Consider the following 22,788-nt stretch of genomic DNA (forward strand, 5'->3'; position numbering starts at 1 on the left):
CGGAACGGATTGCGAATAAGAATGATCGTACTCAGGAATATTTCGAAGGTTTTTGATAACGGAAAGGTGGCACTCACTGCCGTTGATAACGTCAATCTGACGGTAGAACAGGGACAAATTTACGGCATTATTGGTTACAGCGGTGCAGGGAAAAGTACCCTGATCCGTCTGCTGAATGGTCTGGAAAAACCCAGCACCGGCAGCGTCACCATCAATGGACAGGACATCTCTGCCGCAAAGGGTGAAGCGCTGCGCCAGGCGCGGCTGAAAATCAGTATGGTGTTCCAGCACTTCAACCTGCTGTGGTCGCGCACGGTAAACGAGAACATCGCTTTTTCGATGCAAATTGCCGGGGTGCCTAAAGCCAACATCAAGGCTCGCGTGGCCGAGCTGGTGGCGCTGGTCGGCCTGAAAGGTCGCGAGGATGCGTATCCGTCCCAGCTGAGCGGCGGGCAAAAGCAGCGCGTCGGTATTGCCCGCGCGCTGGCGAATAACCCGGACGTGTTGCTTTGTGACGAGGCAACATCCGCCCTTGACCCACAAACCACCGATCAGATCCTCGATCTGCTGCTGGACATTAACCGTCGTTTCAAACTGACCATTGTGCTGATCACCCACGAGATGCACGTGGTGCGCAAAATCTGTGACTGCGTGGCGGTGATGGAAAATGGCAAAGTTGTGGAAGAGGGGGATGTGCTGAACGTCTTTACCCATCCGCAACAGCCAATTACCCGGCAGTTCGTGCGTCAGGTCAGCCAGTACGCTGAGGAAGAGACATTTAATTCGGCGCTGGCGAATGAGCTGGAAGGCACGGTCATCCGGCTGACCTTCACCGGACACAGCACGCATAAGCCGATCGTGGGTGAGTTAACGCTGCGCTACGGTCTGCCGTTTAACATCCTGCACGGGAAAATGACGCAAACAGCCCACGGTGTTTTTGGGCAACTCTGGGTGCACGTGGTGGCATCTGATGAGCAACTGAACAATATCCTCGCCGATCTGCAGCACAGTGATATTGAAGGCGAGGTAATTAAGCATGGCTGAGGATCTTTTTCCGCATCTGAAGTGGGATCAACTGTGGGCAGCCACGCAGGAGACGCTGTACATGACCGCACTCTCCGGCGTGGCAACCTTTGTACTGGGGATTGTGCTTGGCCTGGCGCTGTTTTTGACTGCGCGCGGTGGTTTGTTCCACAACCGTGCGGTGTATAGCGTGATGTCGATTGTGGTGAACGTGTTCCGCTCGGTCCCGTTCATCATTCTGATCGTACTGCTGATCCCGTTCACCAAGACCGTCGTCGGTACCATCCTCGGGGCAAACGCCGCACTGCCTGCCCTGATTGTGGGGGCTGCGCCGTTCTACGCGCGTCTGGTCGAGATTGCTCTGCGTGAGGTGGACAAAGGGGTAATAGAAGCAACGCGCTCGATGGGCGCACGACTGAGCACCTTAGTGTTTCGGGTTTTACTGCCGGAGTCATCACCTGCACTGGTTTCAGGTATTACGGTGACGCTGATTGCGCTGGTGAGCTACAGCGCAATGGCGGGGGTGATTGGCGCTGGCGGCTTGGGAAATCTGGCTTATCTGGAAGGATTCCAGCGCAACCACGGTGACGTCACGCTGGTGGCAACGGTGACTATTTTGATCATCGTTTTCATTATCCAGTTCTGCGGCGATGTCATTACTTCACTGTTAGACAAAAGATAATTTCTAATAACACACAGGAACCATCATCATGAAAAAAACACTGACACTGATCGCCGCCGCAACCCTGAGTGCCCTGAGCTTTGCCTCCTGGGCGGACACCCTGACGGTGGGGGCGTCCAACACGCCGCATGCCGAAATTCTGGAGCAGGCGAAGCCGATTCTGGCGAAGCAGGGTATCGATCTGGAGATCAAACCCTTCCAGGACTACATTCTGCCAAACACGGCGCTGGCGGGGCATGACATTGACGCCAACTACTTCCAGCACATCCCTTATCTGAACAGCGTGCTGAAAGATCACGCTGGCGATAAGGATTACGATTTTGTCAGCGCGGGGGCGATCCACATTGAGCCAATCGGTATCTACTCCAAAAAATACAAATCGCTGAAAGATTTGCCGGCAGGCGGCAAAATCATCATGCGCGATGCCGTTTCTGAAGAGGGGCGAATTCTCTCCATCTTTGAGAAAGCGGGCGTGATCAAGCTGAAGCCGGGCATCGACAAAGTGACCGCACGCATCAGCGATATCGTCGAGAACCCGAAGAAGCTGCAGTTCACGCCTAACGTAGAAGCGTCTCTGCTGCCGCAGATGTACAACAACGACGAAGGTGCTGCGGTAGTGATCAACGCCAACTACGCGATTGATGCCGGTCTGGATCCGGTTCACGACCCGATTGCAGTTGAGAGCGGTGAAAACAACCCGTATGCCAACATCATTACCGTACACCGTGGCGATGAGAAGAAGAAAGATATCGTTGCGCTGGTGAATGTGCTGCACTCTAAAGAGATTCAGGACTGGATCCGCACCAAATACAAAGGCGCGGTGATCCCTGTAAATAACTAATTGTTTGATTTTGTGAATGAAGCCCGGTGATTTATTCATCGGGCTTCTTTTTTGTATCCGGGCGATGAATCAATTAAGCTGAGTTTTTGAAGCAATGGAGTGAAGCCAATGGGCAATGTGACCAAAGACGAAGCGCTGTACCAGGAAATGTGCCGGGTGGTAGGTAAGGTCGTTCTCGAAATGCGTGATTTAGGGCAGGAGCCGAAGCATATTGTGATTGCCGGTGTGCTGCGTACCGCGCTGGCGAACCAGCGCGTCAAACGCAGCGAATTGACAACGGAAGCGATGGAAACGGTGGTTAAAGCGCTGGCCGGTTAATGCGCCAGCGTTTTGCAAGCTGTTCGAGGGAACAGCAGAGCAGGTAGTAGACCACCCCTGTAAAGATAAAAATAGCTGCCGGGTAGATTTGCACCCGGTTGTTCACCTGTCCCGCCACCGTGGTCAGTTCCGGGACGTTCACAATAAACGCCAGCGATGTATCCTTCAGCAGGCTGATAAAAATCCCCACCAGAGACGGCAGAATATTGCGTATTACCTGCGGCAGTAGTACACGCCACAGGGTTTGCTGTGTGCTAAATCCCTGAGTCAACGCGGCTTCATACTGTCCGCCGGGTAATGCACTCAGCCCGGCCAATACCGAGTGCATAACCGTTGCCGCTGTAAACCAGGCCAGCGCCAGCGTTACGGTGAGGGTACCCGGCAGATCGCCGCCCGTGATGAGCGGAAGAAGATACCACATCCAGAAAATCACGAAGATCAACGGGATACCGCGAATCAGTTCCGCCCACAGGAAGAGCGCTTTGCGTACGAGACCCGGACAACGCCAGGCCAGGCAGGCGAGGGCAATACCGCCGGGCAGTGCCAGTCCCGCCGCGCCAGCGGCCATCAGTAACGAGAGCAATACCCCGCCAGGCTCACCGGCTGCCGCACGTCCCCACAGCAGATAATCCAGGTTATCCGTAATAACATTAAGTCCGGCAATCATGTTTTTCACTTCCTGTTGCGACAGTCGCGTGGTGTTTCCGTTTCACAGAGGGGCCAATGCGCACCAGCGCCATGCCCATCGCCACGCCAGTGAGCAAGTACAGTACGGTTCCCACGGTAAACGCCTCCAGCGCATGGGCGTTGTAGCTTTCAATCTGCCACACCTGGTAGGTCAGCTCTGCAAAGCCAATTCCGCTGGCGAGTGAGGAGAGTTTCATCAGGTTGAGATATTGCCCGACGACAGGCTGCCAGGCATTAGCCAGGCCTTGCGGCAGAAGGATATAGCGAAACAGCCGCCACGCAGAGAACCCCTGTGCCAGCGCCGCCTCCCGTTGCCCGGCCGGGACGGAACGTAGCCCGGACTCCACCTCTTCAATTAAAAAGGCGGAGGTGAACACCCCCAATCCCCAGGCGGAACATAAAAACTCGGGCGTGAACCACCAGACACCACCCGGCAGGATCGACCAGCTGTGATCTGCGTTCACCAGATCGCGAAATGCGAGGGGAAGCCCGTTCCAGGCCGCGAAATACCAGAACAGCAGTTGCACCAGTAAGGGGGTATTGCGAAACAGTGAGACCCAGCAACTGACGACCCCATTGCCAAACCGGCCACCGGAGAGGCGCAGGAGCAGAAAAAGCAGGGCGAGAAGGCTTGCCAGAATCGCCCCGGCGAGCGTGACCCACAGCGTGGTCAAAAAACCGGATAAAATCCATTGCAGGGGCTGTCCGGTCAGCACGCCCTGCCAGTCGAGCGCGGGCATTACAGATGCTCCTGATGCAGCGGGTTCAGCACTTTTTGCAGGAAACGCTGCGCACGCGGATGCGACGGCTGACTGAAAAATTGCTCCGGCGGTGCGGTTTCCAGAATCTGTCCGCCGTCGATAAAGACAATCCGGTCGGCAATTTCCCGGGCAAATTGCATCTCATGTGTCACCACAATCATGGTGATCCCGCTGTGGGCAAGGGCTTTCATCACGAACAAGACTTCGCCGATCATTTCCGGATCGAGCGCGGAGGTAGGTTCATCGAACAGGATGATTTGCGGGGAAGAGGCCAGGGCGCGGGCAATTGCCACGCGCTGTTGCTGGCCGCCAGAAAGCTCGGCGGGAAAATGGTGGGCTTTTTCCAGCATCCCCACGTTTTCCAGCAATGCCAGCGCCCGTTCCTGTGCGGGCTGCGGCTTCCAGCCGTGAACATGTTCCAGAGCCAGGGTGATATTCTGGCTGGCGGTGAGATGGGCGTAGAGATTAAATTGCTGGAACACAAACCCAACGCGGCTGCGTAGCTGGCGCAGTGCCGCACCGGACAGCTGCCCGGTAGGGGTGTTGTCGATCAGGATTTCGCCGCCGTTCAGGGTTTCAAGCTGGTTGATAAGCCGGATTAGGGTCGATTTACCGGAACCCGAAGGGCCGAGGATAGCAACCACTTCGCCAGGCATAATGCTGAGGTTAATGCCTTTTAAAACGTGATGGTCCCCGTAGCGTTTGACGACGTCACGAAACTCGACGCTGGCATGTTCCAGATTTGAAAAATCCGCGGCACGAGCCGCGGAGCGTGAAAATAAACCTGAGAGCATATTACTGGGCTTCTATTTTAAAGGCGCGAGGCTGTGGGGATTGGGTTTGTGGGCCAAACCAGACATCATAAATTCTGGCGGCCTGGCCACTTTTCTCCAGATTCACCAGTTCATCATTGACGACCTTCAGCAGTGCCGTTTCGCCTTTTTTCACGCCGACGCCAATCTCTTCTTTGCTGAGCAGGTCGGGCAGAATTTTGAAGTTGGCTTTATCCGGAGCCTGCGCCAGCAGACCTGCCAGGATGGTACTGTCCTGAGTGATCGCCTGCACATTACCGTTACGCAACGCCGTCAGCGCCAGCGGAATATCGTCATAAGAGAGCACGCGGGACTGCGGGAAGCGCTGATGCAGAGTCTGTTCACCCGTTGTTCCTTTTACCGCGCCAATACGCGCCCGGCTATAGTCGTCCAGCTTATTGGCCGATTTGGCCGGAACCAGGAACTGTTGTCCGGTGACGAAATAGGGGGTTGAGAAATCAACGACCTGCGCACGTTCCGGGGTGATGGTGATATCTGCCACAATCAAATCCGCTTTGCCGGACTGCAGCAGAGGAATACGGTTGGCCGGGTTGGTGGCAACCAGCTCAAGCTTCACGCCCAGCGCTTTTGCCAGTGCGTGGGCAAAATCGACGTCATAACCTACGATGTTATGGGTTTGGGCATCGATTGCACCAAACGGTGGGTTGGCGTCAAACGTGGCGACTTTTACCACCCCTGCGGCCTTGATATCCGCCAGTTGATCTGCCTGTGCCTGCAGAGAAAGCATGCCGCCCGCCACCAGTAAACCCAGCGCAATGACCTGTTTTTGATATCCTTTTTTATTTTCTGCCATAGTAATACGTCTGCCCCTCATTGTTGTTTTGTCCGGTTACGCTCCCATAAGCGAACGTTCTCGCCAAATAAGAAATTGTTCTTTGCTATGAGTGAAAAAGCATTAGTGAACAAGGTGTTACTGACAGGTGAAGAAATGGGGCTATTTGCGGATCCTGCACATCAACAGTGGATATTGGTATTTCCTCTGCACAGAATTTGGGTGCTTAACTGAGGGCATGTTGAGCGAAAGGGGTAAAGACGATGAAAAAGTGGATAAGCACGTTACGGCGGTTTTTGGCGACCCGACCTGCGAATGCGGAGAACAGCGCGCAACGTGTTCTTGAGTCAATACTGCCTGTCGCCAGCCTGTATGGCGTGGACGTTGCCAACATCGACCCGGAGTGGTTCCATGATAAAACGCCACGCTGAACTGCGCCGCACGCGCGAAATGTACTGGAATGAGCTGTGCGAAACCACTGGGGAAAGCGAGCGTCGGTTTACTGCCGGGAAGGAGACATCACGCGCAAAGGGATGGGCTGAAAAAGTCACACCAATAAAAAAGCACCGGGGTGTCCGGTGCTTCGCGATCAGATTTTGCAGGCATCGCCGCAGTCATCGTCAGCAACAATCGCCTGGGCTTTTTTGTCTGCGTCGTCCAGACGTTCCGCGTTGCGCTCTTCTGCTTCATCCAGTCCATTAAAGACTAAGTTATCGAGATCAATTTCCATGTTGCACCTGCTTTGTTCGGTTTTTGATACTGGCACAGTATAGGGCAAAAAACGCCGGCAATGTAGCGCGCAGCACATAAGGATAATCCCTGCCATACTCAGAGCTTAATTGCTGAGGAAAGCGCATGATTACACTCTGTAAAGCCTGCGGTACTTCTTATGGGACAACGCCAGACAGATGCCCGATTTGCGAGGATGAACGCCAGTATGTTCCGGTGACTGGCCAGGAATGGATTGATGTGGCTGCGTTGACAGCCACCCATACCAACACATGGCAGCAGCTCGAACCACGGCTGTTCAGCATCAGAACGGTACCGTCCTTTGCCATTAACCAGCGCGCAATTCTGTTACTCACTCCGCAAGGCAATATTCTGTGGGATTGCATCGCGAACCTCGACCCGGCAACCAAAACGTTGATCTCGGCGCTGGGCGGTATCAGCGCGATCGCGATTTCGCACCCCCATTATTACACCACGATGCAGGACTGGGCCGCGGCCTTCGATGCTCCTGTCTATTTACATGCCAGCGACAGAGAATGGGTGATGCGTAGCAGCACCGCGATCCACTTCTGGGAGGGAGACGCGCTGGACATCATGCCGTCGGTGACGCTGCTGCGGACTGGCGGTCACTTTGCGGGCGGCACGGTGCTGCACTGGCATGACGGAGAGGGGGTTTTACTGGCAGGTGATATTTTGCAGGTGACGCCGGGGAAAAATGCTGTCTCGTTTATGTGGAGCTACCCTAATATGCTCCCGCTGTCGGCGGGCACGGTCGAACGGGTGATGCACCATTTGCAGGGCAAGATGTTTGAACGGCTCTATGGCGCATTCGAAGGTCAGAACATCCTGGCGAAGGCCAGTGAGATTGTGCAGCGGTCGGGCCAGAAATATATTGCTTGTCTGAAGTAAAGCGCGGTGGGTAAACTTTCAGAGTGTGATCCAGATCGTGCCTAAACTCAAAACAGATAAAAGAGATATTGCTATGCAACATATCATTGAAGGTTTCCTCAACTTTCAAAAAGAGGTTTTTCCGCAACGTAAAGAGCTCTTCCGCAGTTTAGCGTCCAGCCAGAATCCCAAAGCGCTGTTCATCTCCTGCTCAGACAGTCGCCTGGTTCCGGAACTGGTCACCCAGCAAGAGCCGGGACAGCTCTTTGTCATTCGTAATGCTGGCAACATTGTGCCACCTTTCGGGCCTGAGCCAGGCGGTGTCTCTGCCACCATCGAATATGCCGTGGTGGCGTTAGGCGTAACGGATATCGTGATCTGCGGCCACTCTAACTGTGGTGCGATGAAGGCGATTGCCGACAACGCGAACCTGGAGCCGATGCCTGCGGTTTCCCACTGGCTGCGCTACGCTGATGCGGCAAAAGCGGTTATTGAGAATAAAACCTGGGATAACCCTACCGATAAAGTGAACGCGATGGTGCAGGAAAACGTGTTTGCGCAGTTGAGCAACATTAAAACGCACCCATCGGTTGCGGTGGGGCTACGCAACAATGCTATCCGCCTGCACGGCTGGGTATATGACATTGAAAGCGGCGACATTCGTGCGCTGGATAAAGAGACGAAAACGTTCATCTCGCTGTCTGAAAACCCGGACGTCTTCTTCGAGTAACGACTGACGCTTTTTTGTATTCCGAAAGCACCTGAAAATCGTATCCCAGCGGATAAGGGTGCTTTGGGCTGTTTTTACACGACGGGTATGCATGCGGTGTAAAACGTTTTGAGTCTGCAGAGCGCTATTACAGAGTGGGATGAAACAAGGCGTAATATGCGGGATTTTTTAAGGGGGAATGCACCAAATCAGGAAAACTGAAATGGTGCGTCCGAGTGGACTCGAACCACCGACCCCCACCATGTCAAGGTGGTGCTCTAACCAACTGAGCTACGGACGCAGAATGGTGCGTTCAATTGGACTCGAACCAACGACCCCCACCATGTCAAGGTGGTGCTCTAACCAACTGAGCTATGAACGCAACGTGTTGTCGGTGACAACGGGGACGAATATTAGCGGCACAGCCTCAATGAGGCAAGAGGGAAAATGCATTTTTCTCTCTGATTTCACGTGATTGCTTCATTACCGCGCAAAGTGAAGAGAAAGTAGCCGCCAGCAGGCGGCTACTGCCCATTTAACGCGCGGCGCGTTGCAAAATCACCGTCGATGGCTGGCGTTGCAGGAAGCGCATACGCATCATCATCATGATGGCGGCGGAGGTCAGGCCGATGATAAAGCCCATCCAGAAACCGGCTGGCCCCATGCGATCAACCACCAGGTCGGTGAGCGCCAGGATATAACCACATGGCAGGCCCAGTACCCAGTAAGCAATGAAGGTGATAAAGAATATGGAACGCGTATCTTTATACCCGCGCAGCACGCCGCTGCCGATCACCTGAATAGAATCGGAAAGCTGATACACGGCAGCCAGCAGCATCAGGTGTGATGCGAGCGCCACAACCTCCGGGTTGTCATTGTAGAGCAGGGCAATTTGCTCACGCAGCGTGATGGTAAAGAGTGCCGTACAGGCTGCCATACAGACCCCCACGGCCAGCCCGGTACGTGCGGCGGTTTGTGCATCAAGAGTTGAACCCTGTCCCAGACGGAAGCCCACGCGGATGGTCACGGCAGCTGCCAGTGACATCGGCAGGACGAACATCAGGGAGCTGAAGTTCAGCGCAATCTGGTGTCCTGCAACGTTCACAATGCCCAGCGGGGAGACCAGCAGAGCAACAACGGCGAACAGTGTCACCTCAAAAAACAGCGCCAGCGCAATAGGAAGCCCCAACTGTACCAGACGCGTCAGGATGCTCCAGTCCGGTGTGCTGAATCGGTGTTCATTACGAATATCACGCATGGAACGGGCATGTTTAATGAAGGTGAGCATGCTGAAGAACATCACCCAATACACTGCCGCTGTCGCCACGCCACAGCCTACGCCGCCAAGTTCCGGCATACCGAAGTGACCGTAAATAAAGACATAGTTCACCGGAATGTTCACCAGCAGGCCGATAAAGCCCATCACCATACCCGGTTTGGTTTTAGCCAGACCTTCACACTGGTTACGTGCCACCTGGAAGAACAGGTAACCCGGTGCGCCCCAGAGCAGGGCACGCAGATAGCCGACGGCTTTATCGGCGAGAGCCGGGTCAATATTATGCATGGCGCGGATGATATGGCCGGCGTTCCAGAGCACCACCATGATGAGTACCGAGACACACCCGGCCAGCCAGAATCCCTGGCGAACCTGATGGGCAACGCGATCGCGTCGTCCGGAGCCATTTAGCTGAGCGATGACTGGCGTGAGCGCCAGCAGCAGGCCGTGGCCGAATAGAATAGCCGGGAGCCAGATGGAGGTACCTATCGCAACGGCAGCCATGTCGGTGGCACTGTAGCCACCCGCCATCACCGTATCCACAAATCCCATTGCGGTCTGGGCCACTTGCGCGATGATCACTGGTATAGCCAGTGCCAATAACTGGCGCGCTTCGTTCGTGTACTTCTGCACGTGAACACCTTTATATTGTTGTTATTTGAGAGACTAAAAAAGCCGCCGTAACTGGCAGCAAGAAGAAAATGCAGGGGAGTACCCGCTATTGTAGCTGGGTTTAACTAATTATCTAGTGAAAAAATCGCCAGAAAATGCGCTCTGCTGGCAACCTGTTTTTCCAACTGTTATTGTGGTGGGATTAAACGGTGTCACCACCGTCCGGAAAAAACAGGAGTTGTAAGCATGTTTACTGGTATTGTGCAGGGCACCGCCAAAGTGGTGTCTATTGATGAAAAACCCAATTTCCGCACTCACGTGGTGGAGCTGCCGGAATATATGCTCGAGGGCATCGAAACCGGAGCCTCGATTGCACATAACGGCTGTTGCCTGACGGTGACCGAAATAAACGGTAACCAGATTAGCTTTGATTTAATGAAAGAAACACTGCGCATTACCAATCTGGGTGAGCTGGCGGTGGGGGATACCGTAAACGTCGAGCGGGCGGCGAAGTTCAGCGATGAGATTGGCGGTCATCTGATGTCGGGCCATATCATGACAACCGCAGAAGTGGTGAAAATCGTGACGTCGGAAAATAACCGTCAAATCTGGTTTAAAATGCAGGACCCGACATTAATGAAATACGTCCTGTATAAAGGATTTATTGGTATTGATGGTATTAGCCTGACGGTAGGGGAAGTGACGCCAACGCGTTTTTGCGTGCATTTAATTCCTGAAACTCTCCAGCGCACCACGCTGGGGGCGAAAAAACTGGGTCATCGTGTGAATATCGAAATTGATCCGCAAACCCAGGCGGTAGTGGATACCGTTGAGCGTGTGCTGGCGGCAAAAGAGGCCGCAGTAATAAAAGCAGCAGACGAAGAATAAAAATAACCCCGGATATCCGGGGTTATTTTTATCGGGCGACACGGAGCCCATGTTCAATCCCACGGCTAAAGACCACCTGCCAGAGCTGAATATCTCGCGCCCGGAACGCGCCTGCGCAGGCATTCAGGTAATAGCTAAACATCCGTTTAAATCGCTCGGAATAGTTGTCCGCAATCTCTGGCCAGGACTCCTGAAAACGTGTGTGCCATGCCATCAACGTGGTGTCGTAATCCGCGCCGAAGTTATGCCAGTCTTCGACAACGAAATGAGGCTCACTGGCGTTCGCTATCTGGCGTACGGAGGGTAAACACCCGTTCGGGAAGATGTATTTGTTGATCCACGGGTCAACGTTATTGTCAGTGCGCTTAGAACCGATGGTATGCAATAAGAAGATACCGTCAGGTTTCAAATTACGATCCGCCACCGCGAAGTAAGTCGCGTAATTTTTAGGGCCCACATGCTCGAACATGCCAACGGACACAATACGGTCGAACTGTTCGTTCAGATCACGGTAATCCTGAAGCCGGATATCAACATCCAGCGTCTGACAGCGTTCCTGCGCCATTTTTTGCTGTTCAGCGGAAATAGTGACACCCACTACGCTGACGCCGTAGTGTTTCGCCATAAAATACGCCAGCCCACCCCAGCCACAGCCAATATCCAGCACCCGCATACCGGGCTGTAACTGCAGTTTTTCGCAAATCAAACGCAACTTATCCTGCTGTGCCTCTTCAAGGGTGGACGCCTCTTTCCAGTAGGCGCAGGAGTATTGCATGAAAGGGTCGAGCATACGGCTGAACAGGTCGTTACCCAGATCGTAATGCTCTTTGCCGACGATCCACGCCCGTTTTTTATTTTGCAGATTGAACAAACGGGTAGAGGCGACACGCAGCGTGTCTTTCAGGTTGCGAGGGAGTTGGTTTTCCAGACCCGCGCGTAACACGCTGGAGAAAAAGATATCCAGCCGTTCACATTCCCACCAGCCGTCCATATAGCTTTCACCCAGGCCTAACGATCCCTCCTGCAATACGCGTTTAAAAAAATCGGGATGCTTAACCTGCGGATCGGAAGGGGACGATCCGTTAATCGTGATGCCTGCACGGCCTAACAGCTCACTGACGATCCGGGACCAGTTATCGTCCGGAATGTTGACTTCTTCTATACACGATGAACTCATAGCTTCTCCATCACCTTGCTGTGATCAGAACCTTCAAACAGCGTAGACGCTTTTTATGGTTTGTGAGAAATCTCACGGTAATTAACCGCGAGGCTAGTATCCGACGTAGAACAGAGGAAGGGAGATAACCCTTGCCGAAATGCCTTCCCTGGTAAAACGGGAGCACTCCGGCTCCCGTTAACACTTAATATTTATCGTATTTAATCGAACCAAATTTAGTATAGGCCTCAAAATTTGGTGATTCAATAAAAAATTCTTAGCAACCTAATCACTGAAATGCAACATAATTTCGGGTGCGATTATGCATGTGTGGTTTCCGCCTGAGTGCTGTCATTCTGCTCACGTTGTGCTGATGACTGCATACGATAGCCAATGGCGGCCAGCGCAACGGTAACCAGCATCACGCTGGTGGTGGTCAACAGCGGCGTGGCAATCAGTGCAGAAACCACTAGGCTTGCCAGGAAGCACAAACCCAGTTGCAGGGTGTTTTGCAGCGCAGCTGCACGCCCTGTCGCCTGTGGGAACGGACGTAACGCCTGCGCCACGACGATAGGGTAAATAGCACCGTTAGCGACCGCCATTACACAGAATGGAATCAAAATTTCGGCCAGACCAACGTGTGGGATAAAGCCAACAGACCAGGTACCTATCACGCTTAATGCATACAGACCCAGTAACCAGGGCAGCATTTGCTGACCCTCCCATTTTTGCAGCGCGGCGCGACAACCGTAGCCACCGACCAGGAAGGCGATAGTTTGCGGAACATAGCTCAGACCGATGGCGGCCGGGCTATACCCCATATCGTGCAGAATAAACGGTGAACCGGTCAGCCAGGCGAAGAAGCTCGCGGAACAGGCGGCGTAAATCAGTACGTTTCCACGGTAGGCTTTGGTGCGCAGTAACGAAATAAACGTAATGGGTTTTGCCCCGGTATGCGTCTCTTTTTTATGTGCAGGTTTGAGGGCGAATGCCGGCAGCATCAACACCAGAGTAATGGCAAACAGCGTGGCGAAGATCGCCTGCCAGTCGAAATGCGCCAGGATCCAGCTGCCCAGCAGCGGGGCGAGTGCCGGTGAGAGGCCCACCAGCGGCATAATGGTGGCGAAAATGCGGTTGGTGCGTGACGCCGGGTAATAGTCAGTCACCAGCGCCTGCCAGGTCACGGCAGCGGCGCAGACGCCGACAGCCTGAACAAAGCGCAACACCAGCAGCCAGGCCGCATCGCGTACCCATAACATGCCCAGACAGCCCACGGCAAAAATAGCCAGACCCAGTAACAACACAGGTTTACGGCCGAAGCGGTCGGAGAGCGGCCCCCAGAGCAGCTGTGCGAAGGCAAAACCGGCGAGGAACAGACTCAGGCTGGCGCTGATGGCTGCAGCTGGCGTTTGTAAATCTTCCTGCATCGCGGCGAAAGCGGGCAGGTACATATCGGTGGCTAAAAAGCCCAGCACGCTTAAGCCGCCGAGCCAGACTAAAAATCCTTTCCTGGGTTGCATGGTTTTATTCTCTTTAAGGAGGCAGGGGTATGTTGGCGCAGAGTGTAGGGAGTGCAAACCGGCTTGTGAAACGCTAATATTTGGCGGGTGCATTCAAATTTTTTGCAGGCAGAAAATGTGGTCAGATTATTCTCTTGAAGTCGTGGATGCTGTCGCACGCAACGGCAGCTTTAGTGGTGCAGCGCAGGAGCTGCACCGTGTCCCGTCGGCGATCAGCTATACGGTGCGTCAGCTGGAGGAGTGGCTGGCAGTACCGCTGTTTGAGCGGCGTCATCGCGATGTGGAATTAACGCCCGCAGGAGCGTGGTTTTTGAAAGAAGGGCGTTCTGTTATCAAAAAAATGCAGATCACCCGTGAACAGTGTCAGCAGATAGCCAACGGCTGGCGAGGGCATCTTTCCATTGCCGTGGATAACATCGTCAAACCCGAACGTACCCGGCAGATGGTTGTTGATTTTTATCGCCATTTCTCGGATGTCGAGCTGCGCGTGTCGCAGGAGGTGTTCAACGGTGTCTGGGATGCGCTGGCGGACGGCAGGGTAGAGATGGCGATTGGCGCGACCCAGGCAATCCCCGTTGGGGGGCGCTATGCGTTTCGCGATATGGGGATGCTGAGCTGGAAATGTGTGGTGGCCAGCGATCACCCGCTGGCAGCAATGGAGGGGCCGCTGAGTGACGATACGCTACGCAACTGGCCGTCGCTGGTGCTGGAAGATACCTCGCGTTCGCTACCCAAGCGTATTACCTGGCTGCTGGATAACCAGCGACGGGTGGTTGCGCCGGACTGGGCATCTTCTGCGACCTGTCTCAGCGCCGGGCTGTGCGTGGGGATGGTGCCTGTCCATTTTGCCCGTCCGAGGATCGACACCGGCGAATGGGTTGCGCTGACGCTGGAGAATCCGTTCCCGGATGCGGCCTGCTGTCTGACCTGGCAACAAAACGATGTATCGCCCGCGATGGCCTGGCTACTGGATTATCTGGGAGACAGTGAAACGCTGAACCGGGAGTGGCTACGGGAGCCAGCTTAGCTGGCTCCGTATGGCGATTAACGACGGTAGTCGCGGAATGGACCATCCGCAACGGAACGACGTTCGATGAGACGCGGGTGAACTTCAATGGACTGTGACTCTTCGCGCTTGCTGACGATCCTGTCCATCAGCATATTGAAGGCCGTTTCACCCAGTGAGTCTTTCGGCTGGTGAATGGTGGTCAGCGCCGGGGTGAAGAAGCGCGAGTTACGCACGTTGTCATACCCGATCACAGAAATATCCTGCGGCACGCGCAGACCCAGCTCATCCGCCGCACAGAGTGCGCCCATCGCCATGATGTCCCCGCCACAGAAGACGGCGGTGGGGCGGTGCTGTTGGGAGACAATCTGCTGCATGGCGCGATAACCGGATTCCGGCTCAAAGTCGCCCTGCACAATCCAGTTTTCCGGTACGGTGATCAGCGCTTCTTCCATCGCTTTCATAAAGCCCGCCAGACGACCGGCACCGGTATTGCGCTCAAGCGGACCCGGGATCACGCCAATCTCGCGGTGGCCGCGCTCGACCAGATAACGACCTGCCATATAACCACCTTCAAAGGCGTTATCGATGACGGAATCGGTGAAATCGGCGCGCGCTTCACCCCAGTCCATGACCACCATCGGAATATGGCGGTACTCTTCCAGCATGGAAAGAACAGACTCCGGGTATTCGGAACACATCACCAGAAGGCCATCCACGCGCTTTTGTGCCATCATCGACAGGTAGGCACGCTGTTTTTCAATGCTGTTCCATGCGTTGCCCAGAATCAGGGTGTAGCCTTTCTGGAAACAGTTTTTCTCTACCGCTTCGATGATCTCGGCAAAATAGGCCGCTTCACTGCTGGTGGCCAGCAAACCAATGGATTTGGTGTGATTAACTTTGAGGCTGCGAGCCACCGCACTTGGTGAGTAGTGCAGTTCTTTGATGGCTGCCCAAACGGCATTACGCGTCTCTTCCGCAACAAAGCGGGTTTTGTTAATTACATGTGATACGGTTGTAGTGGAAACGTTTGCGCGTTTTGCTACGTCTTTAATTGTTGCCATTAAATGTCACTCCAGACCATATCCTAAGCTCCTGAAAAACTGGAAGGTAAACGTTTGCCTTCTCTCACCCTTATCTCGCAACTTTTGAATTGCGGCACGCCAGGAAAACGACACGGGACGTCAGGAGGGGGTCAATGGCCGGTACGCTAATAAATTTAGCGTGGAATTTTGTCCTATCTTGATGAAAAGGGGAAGAGCAAAAGTGGTTATCAGTTTAAATCCAGGAAGATTTTTGATGTAAACTGTGTAAAAATGAGCAAGCTCACTTTCCGTGTGGGGATTAAAAGGAGAAAAATTGATGAGTTCCGATCTGAAGTTTTCGCTGGTGACCACCGTTATTGTGCTGGCTTTGATTGTGGCTGGCGGTCTGACTGCTGCATTGCACTGATTTACGCGGAGGGAGAGTGTACTCGCCCTCCGGATCTCCCGATTGTTACTCCTCTGGCAAAAATCTTTTGCCAATTTGTTAACTTCTCATTTTTTGTGATTGATGTCATGCTTTTGACTTCTTTGTTCTGTGTCGCGTGATGACACGGCATCCGGAGTTGACTCATGAAAATCAATTTTCCTCTGCTGGCCCTGGCGATTGGCGCTTTCGGGATTGGCACCACTGAATTCTCCCCAATGGGGTTACTGCCTGTTATCGCCCGGGGCGTGGACGTCTCTATCCCTGCGGCCGGTATGTTAATCAGTGCTTATGCCATTGGTGTGATGGTGGGGGCTCCGCTGATGACGCTGCTGCTTTCGCATCGCGCCCGGCGCAATGCGCTGATTTTCCTGATGGCTATCTTTACGCTGGGCAATGTGCTCTCCGCCATTTCACCGGATTACACCACGCTGATGCTGTCACGGATCCTGACCAGTCTTAACCACGGCGCATTCTTTGGGCTGGGGTCTGTTGTGGCGGCAAGTGTGGTACCAAAACACAAGCAAGCCAGCGCGGTGGCAACCATGTTTATGGGGCTGACGATCGCCAATATTGGTGGCGTGCCTGCTGCCACCTGGCTGGGAGAAGTGATTGGCTGGCGTATGTCTTTCCTCGCCACCGCTGCGTTGGGGGTGGTCGCGATGGTGGCGCTGTTCTTCTCCCTGCCAAAAGGCAGTGTCGGTGAACGCCCTGAAGTACGCAAAGAGCTGGCGGTGCTGATGCGCCCTCAGGTACTTTCCGCGCTGCTGACCACTGTGCTGGGGGCCGGGGCGATGTTCACCCTCTACACCTATATTTCCCCGGTGCTACATGATATCACCCACGCAGCGCCGGTCTTTATTACCGCGATGCTGGTGTTGATCGGCGTGGGCTTTTCCATCGGCAACTATCTCGGCGGGAAACTGGCCGATCGTTCGGTGAATGGAACGCTGAAAGGCTTTTTAACTCTGCTGATAGTCATCATGGTGGCGATCCCGTGGCTGGCGCGTAACGAGCTGGGGGCAGCTATTGCGATGGTGGTATGGGGTGCGGCAACGTTTGCCGTGGTTCCTCCGCTGCAGATGCGCGTGATGCGTGTCGCCCATGAAGCACCGGGTCTTTCGTCTTCCGTCAATATCGGGGCATTCAACCTGGGTAATGCGCTGGGAGCGGCGGCCGGTGGGGCCGTGATTTCAGGTGGGCTGGGTTACAGCTTTGTGCCAGTGATGGGGGCAATCATTGCCGCACTGGGCCTGCTGTTAGTGATGATGTCAGGTCGTAAACAACCTGAAACGGCCTGCGTCGCAGAATAAACAAAAACGCAGAAGGGCGAACCCTTCTGCGTATCTCTTATGCAGCGAAGTTCTTCGCCACAAAGTCCCAGTTAGCCAGTGCCCAGAAGTGCTCCAGATAGTTAGGACGCGCGTTGCGGTAGTCGATGTAGTAAGCGTGTTCCCACACATCCACGGTCATCAGCGGCGTTGCGTTGGTGGTCAGTGGCGTGCCTGCGTTAGAGGTAGAAACGATAGCCAGTTTGCCATCAGCTTCTTTTACCAGCCAGGTCCAGCCAGAACCGAAGTTTTTGATTGCTGCATCAGTAAACTTCGCTTTGAAATCCGCGAAGCTGCCGAATGCGGCGTTAATGGCGGCAGCCAGTTCACCAACAGGTTCTCCACCGGCGTTCGGAGCCAGGCAGTGCCAGTAGAAGGTGTGGTTCCACACCTGAGCCGCGTTGTTGAATACGCCACCTTCTGAACTGCGTACGATCTCTTCCAGCGTTTTGCCTTCGAAATCGGTGCCTTTGATCAGATTGTTCAGATTGGTGACATACGTCTGATGATGTTTGCCGTAATGGTATTCCAGGGTCTCCACAGAAATGTGTGGGGCCAGGGCGTCTTTTGCATACGGTAGTGCAGGTAATTCGAACGACATTGCTTCTCTCCTTATTGTTTTTTATGTTGCGTATAGCCATACGCACAACGAGGATAGAGTAGCAAATTGAAAGGGCATTCAAAAGAGGAACTTACCCTGCCACGGTAGCGGCAGGGCAGGGATCAGCGGATAGTATTCGGTGTCATGACGCGGCGCGCACCCACATAGTGGCGCACCCAGTAGTCTTCGCTCAGAGAGGTGATTTGAATATCCTGGCCGCTGCGCGGTGACTGGATGAATTTCCCGTTGCCAACGTAGACGCCGACGTGATCGGCCATTCCGCGACCCTGGGTGCGGAAGAAGACCAGATCGCCGCTTTCCAGTTCACCACGGTCAACCGGAGAGGCATCGCGCAGGTGGTACATTTCATTGGCGGTACGTGGAATGCGGAACTTCACCAGATCTTTATAGGCGTAATAGACCAGGCCGCTACAGTCAAAACCGGTACGTGGTGAGGTTCCCCCCCAGCGGTACGGTTTGCCGATTTGCCCCATCAGTTTATTCATCGCCGTTTTTTGTGCTTTCTGCACGCGAACCTTATGCACTTCCGCTAATTTTTTAGGGACTTTCGTGCATTTCGTTTTATGACCTTTACGCACGGTACACTTTTCAGTCATGAGGTTAGCGGCAGTTTGCGAGGCTTTACTCTTTGTGGTGTGGGCGGTGCGGGAAGGTTTTGTTTTTGTCTTGCTGGAGGCGGTTTGTTTGGTCTGAGTGGTGGTTTTCTTCTTTTCGTTCTTACTGGCGGTTTTTTTATTACGTTCTGTGCTCTTCGCCAGATGCGTTTTTTGCACAGCAGAATGCCGCGCCTGCTGAGAGGCGTTCGCCACTGGCGTGAAAGTGAATGTTGTAAACAGTAAAGCACAGAGCGTGATCGAGATTTTATTTATCCGCGCCACTGGGCAGTCCCCTGGTAAAGGCAGGCCATCTATAATACCTGCGTGTGATTTACAAAGCCCGACGATTCTAATCTATAAAAACCCGAGAAGTTAATAGCATTTTTCAATCTAAAATTATGTTTCGTTAGCAAGTGCAAAAAAATTCATCGATTTGTCGCACTATTGTTCACTCCCTAAGCAAAACCCTGCGGGGAACAGGGATAAGCACCATTTAGAATGCAACTTTTAGCGACAATCGTTAAAATAATAAGACGTGACAAAAATGTTATTTTCCGATGTCTGTCTGAACCGCTACAATGTCAGACGAATGCCGTAACAGAAGTTAAAGGAAGCAAGACATGAGCACCACTATTGAAAAAATCCAGCGCCAGATCGCTGAAAACCCGATTCTCCTGTACATGAAAGGTTCTCCGAAGCTGCCAAGCTGCGGTTTCTCCGCGCAAGCGGTTCAGGCGCTGTCTGCCTGTGGTGAACGTTTTGCTTACGTTGATATCCTGCAGAACCCGGATATTCGCGCTGAGCTGCCAAAATACGCAAACTGGCCGACCTTCCCACAGCTGTGGGTAGACGGTGAGCTGGTGGGCGGTTGCGACATCCTGATTGAAATGTATCAGCGTGGCGAACTGCAGCAGCTGATCAAAGAGACGGCGGCGAAGTACAAAACGGAAGAGCCGGACGCAGAATAAGTTTTCTGTGCAGACAAAAAAGCGACCTTTTAAGGTCGCTTTTTTTACGCTGGGCCCGCTATTCCTGGCCTGCGTCTTCACCCATCGGCAGCGGCCAGCCGCCCAGACGTTTCCAGCGGTTCACAATTTCGCAGAACAGTTCAGCCGTACGTTCCGTGTCATATAGCGCGGAATGCGCCTGCGTACCGTCAAAATCAATACCCGCCGTGATGCAGGCTTTGGATAAAACCGTTTGCCCCAGCGCCAGACCACTCAGTGCCGCAGTATCAAACGTCACAAACGGGTGGAAGGGGTTGCGCTTAAGTGACGCGCGTTCGGCAGCGGCCATCGTAAAGCTGTGATCGAACGTGGCGTTATGGGCCACCATAATGGCACGGCTACAGTCATTATCTTTCATGCCTTTACGCACCATTTTAAAAATGGCGTGAAGGGCTTCGTATTCACTCACCGCGCCGCGCAGTGGGTTTTTCGGGTCGATACCGTTAAAGGCCAGCGCTTCTGGCTGGAGGTTTGCCCCCTCAAACGGTTCAACGTGGAAATGCAGCGTGGTGTCCGGAGTAAGCCAGCCCTGTTCATCCATCTTCAGCGTGATGGCGGCAATTTCAAGCAGCGCATCGGTTTTAGCGTTAAATCCGGCTGTTTCTACATCAATGACAACGGGATAAAAACCACGAAAACGGTCGCACAGACCGGTAAATTGAGCGTTATCGGACATCAGGGTCTCTTACAAGGGGAAAAAAGCAGAGCGCATTATGGCAAATTTTGGGCGGGGATGCAGTAAAACTACGGGCGCATATTGCGCCCTGCGGGATCAGTTGCCCAGACCGCGACCAGCGTCTTTGGCTTCAATCAGTTCGATTTTGTAACCGTCTGGATCTTCAACAAATGCAATCACGGTCGTTCCACCTTTTACCGGGCCGGCTTCCCGCGTGACGTTACCGCCGTTGCTGCGGATGCGTTCGCAGGCTTCAGCCGCGTTATCCACTTCCAGCGCGATATGACCGTATGCCGTGCCCAGCTCGTATGCATCCACGCCCCAGTTGTAGGTCAGCTCAATAACCGCTTCATCCGTTTCCAGGCCGTAACCCACAAACGCCAGTGAGTATTTGTATTCCGGGTTTTCACTGGTACGCAGCAGTTTCATACCCAGTACGTTAGTGTAGAAATTGATAGAACGTTGCAGGTCGCCAACGCGCAGCATGGTGTGAAGTAGGCGCATAATTTCCTCATTAACCAATGGAATGGATGATCTTTTTGAACAGAAACGATGTTTTAGTATAGCGGCGAAGTGTCGCCGCTATCAATGCACAAGGGAGGGATTACAGAGAAGGGTAGTCGGTGTAGCCTTCTGCGCCGCCACCGTAGTAGCTTTCCGGGCGCTGCGGATTCAGTTCTGCTTTATGTTGCAGACGCGCAACCAGATCCGGGTTGGCAATATAGTCACGACCAAACGCCACCGCGTCGATCAGACCTTTGTTGATCAGATCTTCTGCTTTCTCAGGCGTGTATGCACCTGCACCGATGATCACACCGTTAAAACGCTCGCGGACTTTCTGACGGAAGGCTTCGGTGTAAGGCTGGCCGCCAGCCCAGTCAGGCTCAGACATGTGCAGATAAGCAATACCACGTTTAGCCAGCTCCTCAATCAGGTACAGAGCATCCGCTTCTTCGTTTGCACCGTTATCAACGTTCTGGAAAGAACCAATTGGGGAGACGCGGATGCCGATACGGTCTGCGCTCCACTCTTTACATACCGCATCAACCACTTCCAGCACCAGACGGGCGCGGTTTTCGACGCTGCCGCCATACTGGTCGGTACGATGGTTAGAAGACGGTGACAGGAACTGGTGCAGCAGATAGCCGTGGGCAGAGTGCAGTTCAACCAGGTCGAAACCGGCTTCACGTGCATTCGCAACGGCCTGGCGGAAATCATTCACGATACCCGGGATCTCTTCCAGCTCAAGCGCACGCGGCATGGAAGTGTCGACGCGGATCGCATGACCGTTTTCATCACGCAGGGAAGTACGGGTGTTTGCGCTCAGGGCAGAGGCGGAAACCGGTGCCTGGCCGCCAGGCTGGATGCTGTTGTGAGAGATACGACCGGTGTGCCACAGTTGAACCGCAATGCGACCTTCGTCAGCGTGAACACCGGCCGTGATTTTCTTCCAGGCGGCGATCTGTTCAGGGCTGTGCAGACCCGGTGCGCCCGCGTAGCCTTTTGCCTGGGCAGAAATCTGCGTGGCTTCGGAGATGATCAGGCCAGAGCTGGCACGTTGACGGTAATACTCACCCATCAGAGGCGTTGGGATGTCACCCGGCTCAATGCTGCGCAGGCGGGTAAGTGGAGCCATGAACACACGGTTTGGCGCGGTAACAGCACCCACTTTCAGTGGGGTAAATAATTTTTCAGCGGACATAAAGACTCCTGAGTAGACCAGTCGACTAGTAATTAAGTAAATAAAAACGCCTGCTAAACGCCAGGCGTTGTAATACTGCTTTTCACATGTGCCAGTGCGCTTTCGAGCGGCACCGCACTGCGAGAAATCTTGGCCTGCAGGTTAGCGCCTAACCAGAGAGCGTATAACACCTGTGCCTGAGTTAAAGGTTCACCAGGGAAGGACAACGTCTTTTCGTTGCGACCTTTCTCCAGCGCCTGCGCAAGCAGGGCGATCACCCCACTGGCACCTTTATCCATCGCCGTGCGCATATATTCAGAAAGATCGCACACTTCAGCAGAGAGTTTTACCGTCAGGCAACCGCTGATGATGCCCTGCTGACAGAACTGCGTCAGCGTTTCCTGATAGTAATTCAGAACACGATCCCGATAGTTACCTTCGCCGCTGGCGAAGTGGGCGGCAAGGCGCTGATGGTAGCAGGCATAGTGCCGCTCCAGCATCGCCACACCGAAGGCTTCTTTGGATCGGAAGTAGTGATAAAACGATCCCTTCGGTACCTCAGCGGTTTTTAATAACTCGCTCAGCCCCATACCGGTGAACCCGCGATGCATACAAAGACGCTCGCCGGTCGCCAGTAGGTGTTCTCGTGTATCGTGCTCAGTATTTCTGCTCATGGCCGCACTGTAATAGACCGTTCGGTCTAT

Annotated in this window: 27 protein-coding genes and 2 tRNA genes; 12 read left to right on the forward strand and 17 right to left on the reverse strand. The window is 53.8% G+C overall.

The features are described from left to right. Window positions 1–21: 21 nt before the first annotated feature. The 4 genes from HV318_RS01255 to fumD all read left to right on the forward strand — a co-directional run bounded on the left by HV318_RS01255 (window position 22) and on the right by fumD (window position 2,864). Window positions 22–1,044 (forward strand): methionine ABC transporter ATP-binding protein, encoded by a 1,023-nt coding sequence (locus tag HV318_RS01255; protein WP_182271186.1) that lies wholly within the window; start codon window positions 22–24, stop codon window positions 1,042–1,044. Then, window positions 1,037–1,705, forward strand: a complete 669-nt coding sequence (locus HV318_RS01260; protein ID WP_182271187.1) for a methionine ABC transporter permease — start codon at window positions 1,037–1,039, stop codon at window positions 1,703–1,705. The genes HV318_RS01255 and HV318_RS01260 overlap by 8 nt, the downstream gene beginning before the upstream one ends. A gap of 28 nt (window positions 1,706–1,733) precedes the next feature. Further along, a complete protein-coding gene (locus tag HV318_RS01265; RefSeq protein ID WP_182271188.1) occupies window positions 1,734–2,546 on the forward strand; it encodes a MetQ/NlpA family ABC transporter substrate-binding protein in 813 nt (270 codons plus the stop codon). 108 nt (window positions 2,547–2,654) lie between these two features. Then, window positions 2,655–2,864: a fumarate hydratase FumD gene (fumD, locus tag HV318_RS01270; RefSeq protein WP_008500615.1), complete on the forward strand. Its 210-nt coding sequence runs from the start codon at window positions 2,655–2,657 to the stop codon at window positions 2,862–2,864. On the opposite strand, the gene HV318_RS01275 is transcribed toward fumD, so the two are convergent. The 4 genes from HV318_RS01275 to HV318_RS01290 are packed head-to-tail and all read right to left on the reverse strand — an operon-like array spanning window position 2,845 to window position 5,938. After that, window positions 2,845–3,531, reverse strand: coding sequence for an amino acid ABC transporter permease (locus tag HV318_RS01275; protein ID WP_182271189.1), 687 nt, complete (start codon window positions 3,529–3,531; stop codon window positions 2,845–2,847). The genes fumD and HV318_RS01275 overlap by 20 nt on opposite strands. Next, entirely contained in the window at window positions 3,515–4,291 is a 777-nt protein-coding gene (locus HV318_RS01280) for an amino acid ABC transporter permease (protein ID WP_182271190.1), read from the reverse strand. The genes HV318_RS01275 and HV318_RS01280 overlap by 17 nt, the downstream gene beginning before the upstream one ends. Further along, entirely contained in the window at window positions 4,291–5,106 is an 816-nt protein-coding gene (locus HV318_RS01285) for an amino acid ABC transporter ATP-binding protein (RefSeq protein WP_182271191.1), read from the reverse strand. Before HV318_RS01285 ends, HV318_RS01280 begins: the two co-directional genes overlap by 1 nt. Window position 5,107: 1 nt before the next feature. Continuing rightward, window positions 5,108–5,938: an ABC transporter substrate-binding protein gene (locus tag HV318_RS01290; RefSeq protein ID WP_182271192.1), complete on the reverse strand. Its 831-nt coding sequence runs from the start codon at window positions 5,936–5,938 to the stop codon at window positions 5,108–5,110. 242 nt (window positions 5,939–6,180) lie between these two features. On the opposite strand from HV318_RS01290, the gene HV318_RS01295 reads away from it, so the two are divergent. Further along, window positions 6,181–6,348, forward strand: a complete 168-nt coding sequence (locus HV318_RS01295; RefSeq protein WP_182271193.1) for a hypothetical protein — start codon at window positions 6,181–6,183, stop codon at window positions 6,346–6,348. A gap of 158 nt (window positions 6,349–6,506) precedes the next feature. Here the strand turns inward: HV318_RS01295 and HV318_RS01300 are convergent, their stop codons facing one another. Beyond that, on the reverse strand, window positions 6,507–6,647 hold the full coding sequence (locus tag HV318_RS01300; protein WP_003857665.1) for a hypothetical protein: 141 nt from the start codon (window positions 6,645–6,647) through the stop codon (window positions 6,507–6,509). A gap of 125 nt (window positions 6,648–6,772) precedes the next feature. Between HV318_RS01300 and HV318_RS01305 the strand changes: the two genes are divergently transcribed. Together HV318_RS01305 and HV318_RS01310 are read left to right on the forward strand one after the other, a co-directional pair. After that, complete coding sequence (locus HV318_RS01305) at window positions 6,773–7,555, forward strand: MBL fold metallo-hydrolase (protein ID WP_182271194.1); 783 nt, start codon at window positions 6,773–6,775, stop codon at window positions 7,553–7,555. 73 nt (window positions 7,556–7,628) lie between these two features. Then, on the forward strand, window positions 7,629–8,264 hold the full coding sequence (locus HV318_RS01310) for a carbonic anhydrase (RefSeq protein ID WP_182271195.1): 636 nt from the start codon (window positions 7,629–7,631) through the stop codon (window positions 8,262–8,264). Between the two features lie 203 nt (window positions 8,265–8,467). Here HV318_RS01310 and HV318_RS01315 read toward each other — a convergent pair. From HV318_RS01315 to mdtK, 3 genes are all read right to left on the reverse strand, one after another. After that, window positions 8,468–8,544: transfer RNA gene (locus tag HV318_RS01315), tRNA-Val, on the reverse strand. 4 nt (window positions 8,545–8,548) lie between these two features. Beyond that, window positions 8,549–8,625, reverse strand: a tRNA-Val gene (locus HV318_RS01320). Between the two features lie 153 nt (window positions 8,626–8,778). Beyond that, on the reverse strand, window positions 8,779–10,152 hold the full coding sequence (gene mdtK, locus HV318_RS01325) for an MdtK family multidrug efflux MATE transporter (RefSeq protein WP_182271196.1): 1,374 nt from the start codon (window positions 10,150–10,152) through the stop codon (window positions 8,779–8,781). 225 nt (window positions 10,153–10,377) lie between these two features. On the opposite strand from mdtK, the gene HV318_RS01330 reads away from it, so the two are divergent. Continuing rightward, window positions 10,378–11,019: a riboflavin synthase subunit alpha gene (locus tag HV318_RS01330; protein WP_182271197.1), complete on the forward strand. Its 642-nt coding sequence runs from the start codon at window positions 10,378–10,380 to the stop codon at window positions 11,017–11,019. 28 nt (window positions 11,020–11,047) lie between these two features. On the opposite strand, the gene cfa is transcribed toward HV318_RS01330, so the two are convergent. Then, on the reverse strand, window positions 11,048–12,196 hold the full coding sequence (gene cfa, locus HV318_RS01335) for a cyclopropane fatty acyl phospholipid synthase (RefSeq protein ID WP_182271198.1): 1,149 nt from the start codon (window positions 12,194–12,196) through the stop codon (window positions 11,048–11,050). Between the two features lie 299 nt (window positions 12,197–12,495). Then, complete coding sequence (punC, locus tag HV318_RS01340; RefSeq protein WP_182271199.1) at window positions 12,496–13,695, reverse strand: purine nucleoside transporter PunC; 1,200 nt, start codon at window positions 13,693–13,695, stop codon at window positions 12,496–12,498. Window positions 13,696–13,810: 115 nt separating this feature from the next. Between punC and punR the strand changes: the two genes are divergently transcribed. Further along, window positions 13,811–14,722, forward strand: a complete 912-nt coding sequence (gene punR / locus HV318_RS01345; RefSeq protein ID WP_182271200.1) for a DNA-binding transcriptional activator PunR — start codon at window positions 13,811–13,813, stop codon at window positions 14,720–14,722. 17 nt (window positions 14,723–14,739) lie between these two features. Here the strand turns inward: punR and purR are convergent, their stop codons facing one another. Beyond that, complete coding sequence (purR, locus tag HV318_RS01350) at window positions 14,740–15,765, reverse strand: HTH-type transcriptional repressor PurR (protein ID WP_182271201.1); 1,026 nt, start codon at window positions 15,763–15,765, stop codon at window positions 14,740–14,742. Window positions 15,766–16,063: 298 nt separating this feature from the next. Between purR and cydH the strand changes: the two genes are divergently transcribed. Both cydH and HV318_RS01360 read left to right on the forward strand, forming a co-directional pair. Further along, a complete protein-coding gene (gene cydH, locus HV318_RS01355; RefSeq protein ID WP_042319665.1) occupies window positions 16,064–16,153 on the forward strand; it encodes a cytochrome bd-I oxidase subunit CydH in 90 nt (29 codons plus the stop codon). Window positions 16,154–16,317: 164 nt separating this feature from the next. Then, window positions 16,318–17,484, forward strand: a complete 1,167-nt coding sequence (locus HV318_RS01360; protein ID WP_182271202.1) for an MFS transporter — start codon at window positions 16,318–16,320, stop codon at window positions 17,482–17,484. Between the two features lie 37 nt (window positions 17,485–17,521). Here HV318_RS01360 and sodB read toward each other — a convergent pair whose 3' ends face one another. Together sodB and HV318_RS01370 are read right to left on the reverse strand one after the other, a co-directional pair. Continuing rightward, window positions 17,522–18,103 (reverse strand): superoxide dismutase [Fe], encoded by a 582-nt coding sequence (sodB, locus tag HV318_RS01365; protein ID WP_182271203.1) that lies wholly within the window; start codon window positions 18,101–18,103, stop codon window positions 17,522–17,524. A 122-nt stretch (window positions 18,104–18,225) separates the two neighbouring features. Further along, a complete protein-coding gene (locus HV318_RS01370) occupies window positions 18,226–19,002 on the reverse strand; it encodes a C40 family peptidase (protein WP_182271204.1) in 777 nt (258 codons plus the stop codon). 338 nt (window positions 19,003–19,340) lie between these two features. On the opposite strand from HV318_RS01370, the gene grxD reads away from it, so the two are divergent. Continuing rightward, the gene (gene grxD, locus HV318_RS01375; RefSeq protein WP_003832760.1) at window positions 19,341–19,688 is read left to right on the forward strand and encodes a monothiol glutaredoxin 4; all 348 of its coding nucleotides are present in this window, start codon (window positions 19,341–19,343) and stop codon (window positions 19,686–19,688) included. Window positions 19,689–19,746: 58 nt separating this feature from the next. Here grxD and rnt read toward each other — a convergent pair whose 3' ends face one another. From rnt to HV318_RS01395, 4 genes are all read right to left on the reverse strand, one after another. After that, complete coding sequence (rnt, locus tag HV318_RS01380; RefSeq protein ID WP_182271205.1) at window positions 19,747–20,403, reverse strand: ribonuclease T; 657 nt, start codon at window positions 20,401–20,403, stop codon at window positions 19,747–19,749. 96 nt (window positions 20,404–20,499) lie between these two features. Continuing rightward, window positions 20,500–20,907, reverse strand: coding sequence for a lactoylglutathione lyase (gene gloA / locus HV318_RS01385; protein WP_182271206.1), 408 nt, complete (start codon window positions 20,905–20,907; stop codon window positions 20,500–20,502). Between the two features lie 100 nt (window positions 20,908–21,007). Continuing rightward, window positions 21,008–22,105, reverse strand: a complete 1,098-nt coding sequence (locus tag HV318_RS01390) for an alkene reductase (protein WP_182271207.1) — start codon at window positions 22,103–22,105, stop codon at window positions 21,008–21,010. Window positions 22,106–22,158: 53 nt separating this feature from the next. Then, on the reverse strand, window positions 22,159–22,758 hold the full coding sequence (locus tag HV318_RS01395) for a TetR/AcrR family transcriptional regulator (protein WP_182271208.1): 600 nt from the start codon (window positions 22,756–22,758) through the stop codon (window positions 22,159–22,161). Window positions 22,759–22,788: the final 30 nt, after the last annotated feature.

This window comes from Enterobacter sp. RHBSTW-00901 (genome assembly GCF_014103115.1).
GTDB lineage: Bacteria > Pseudomonadota > Gammaproteobacteria > Enterobacterales > Enterobacteriaceae > Enterobacter > Enterobacter cloacae_P.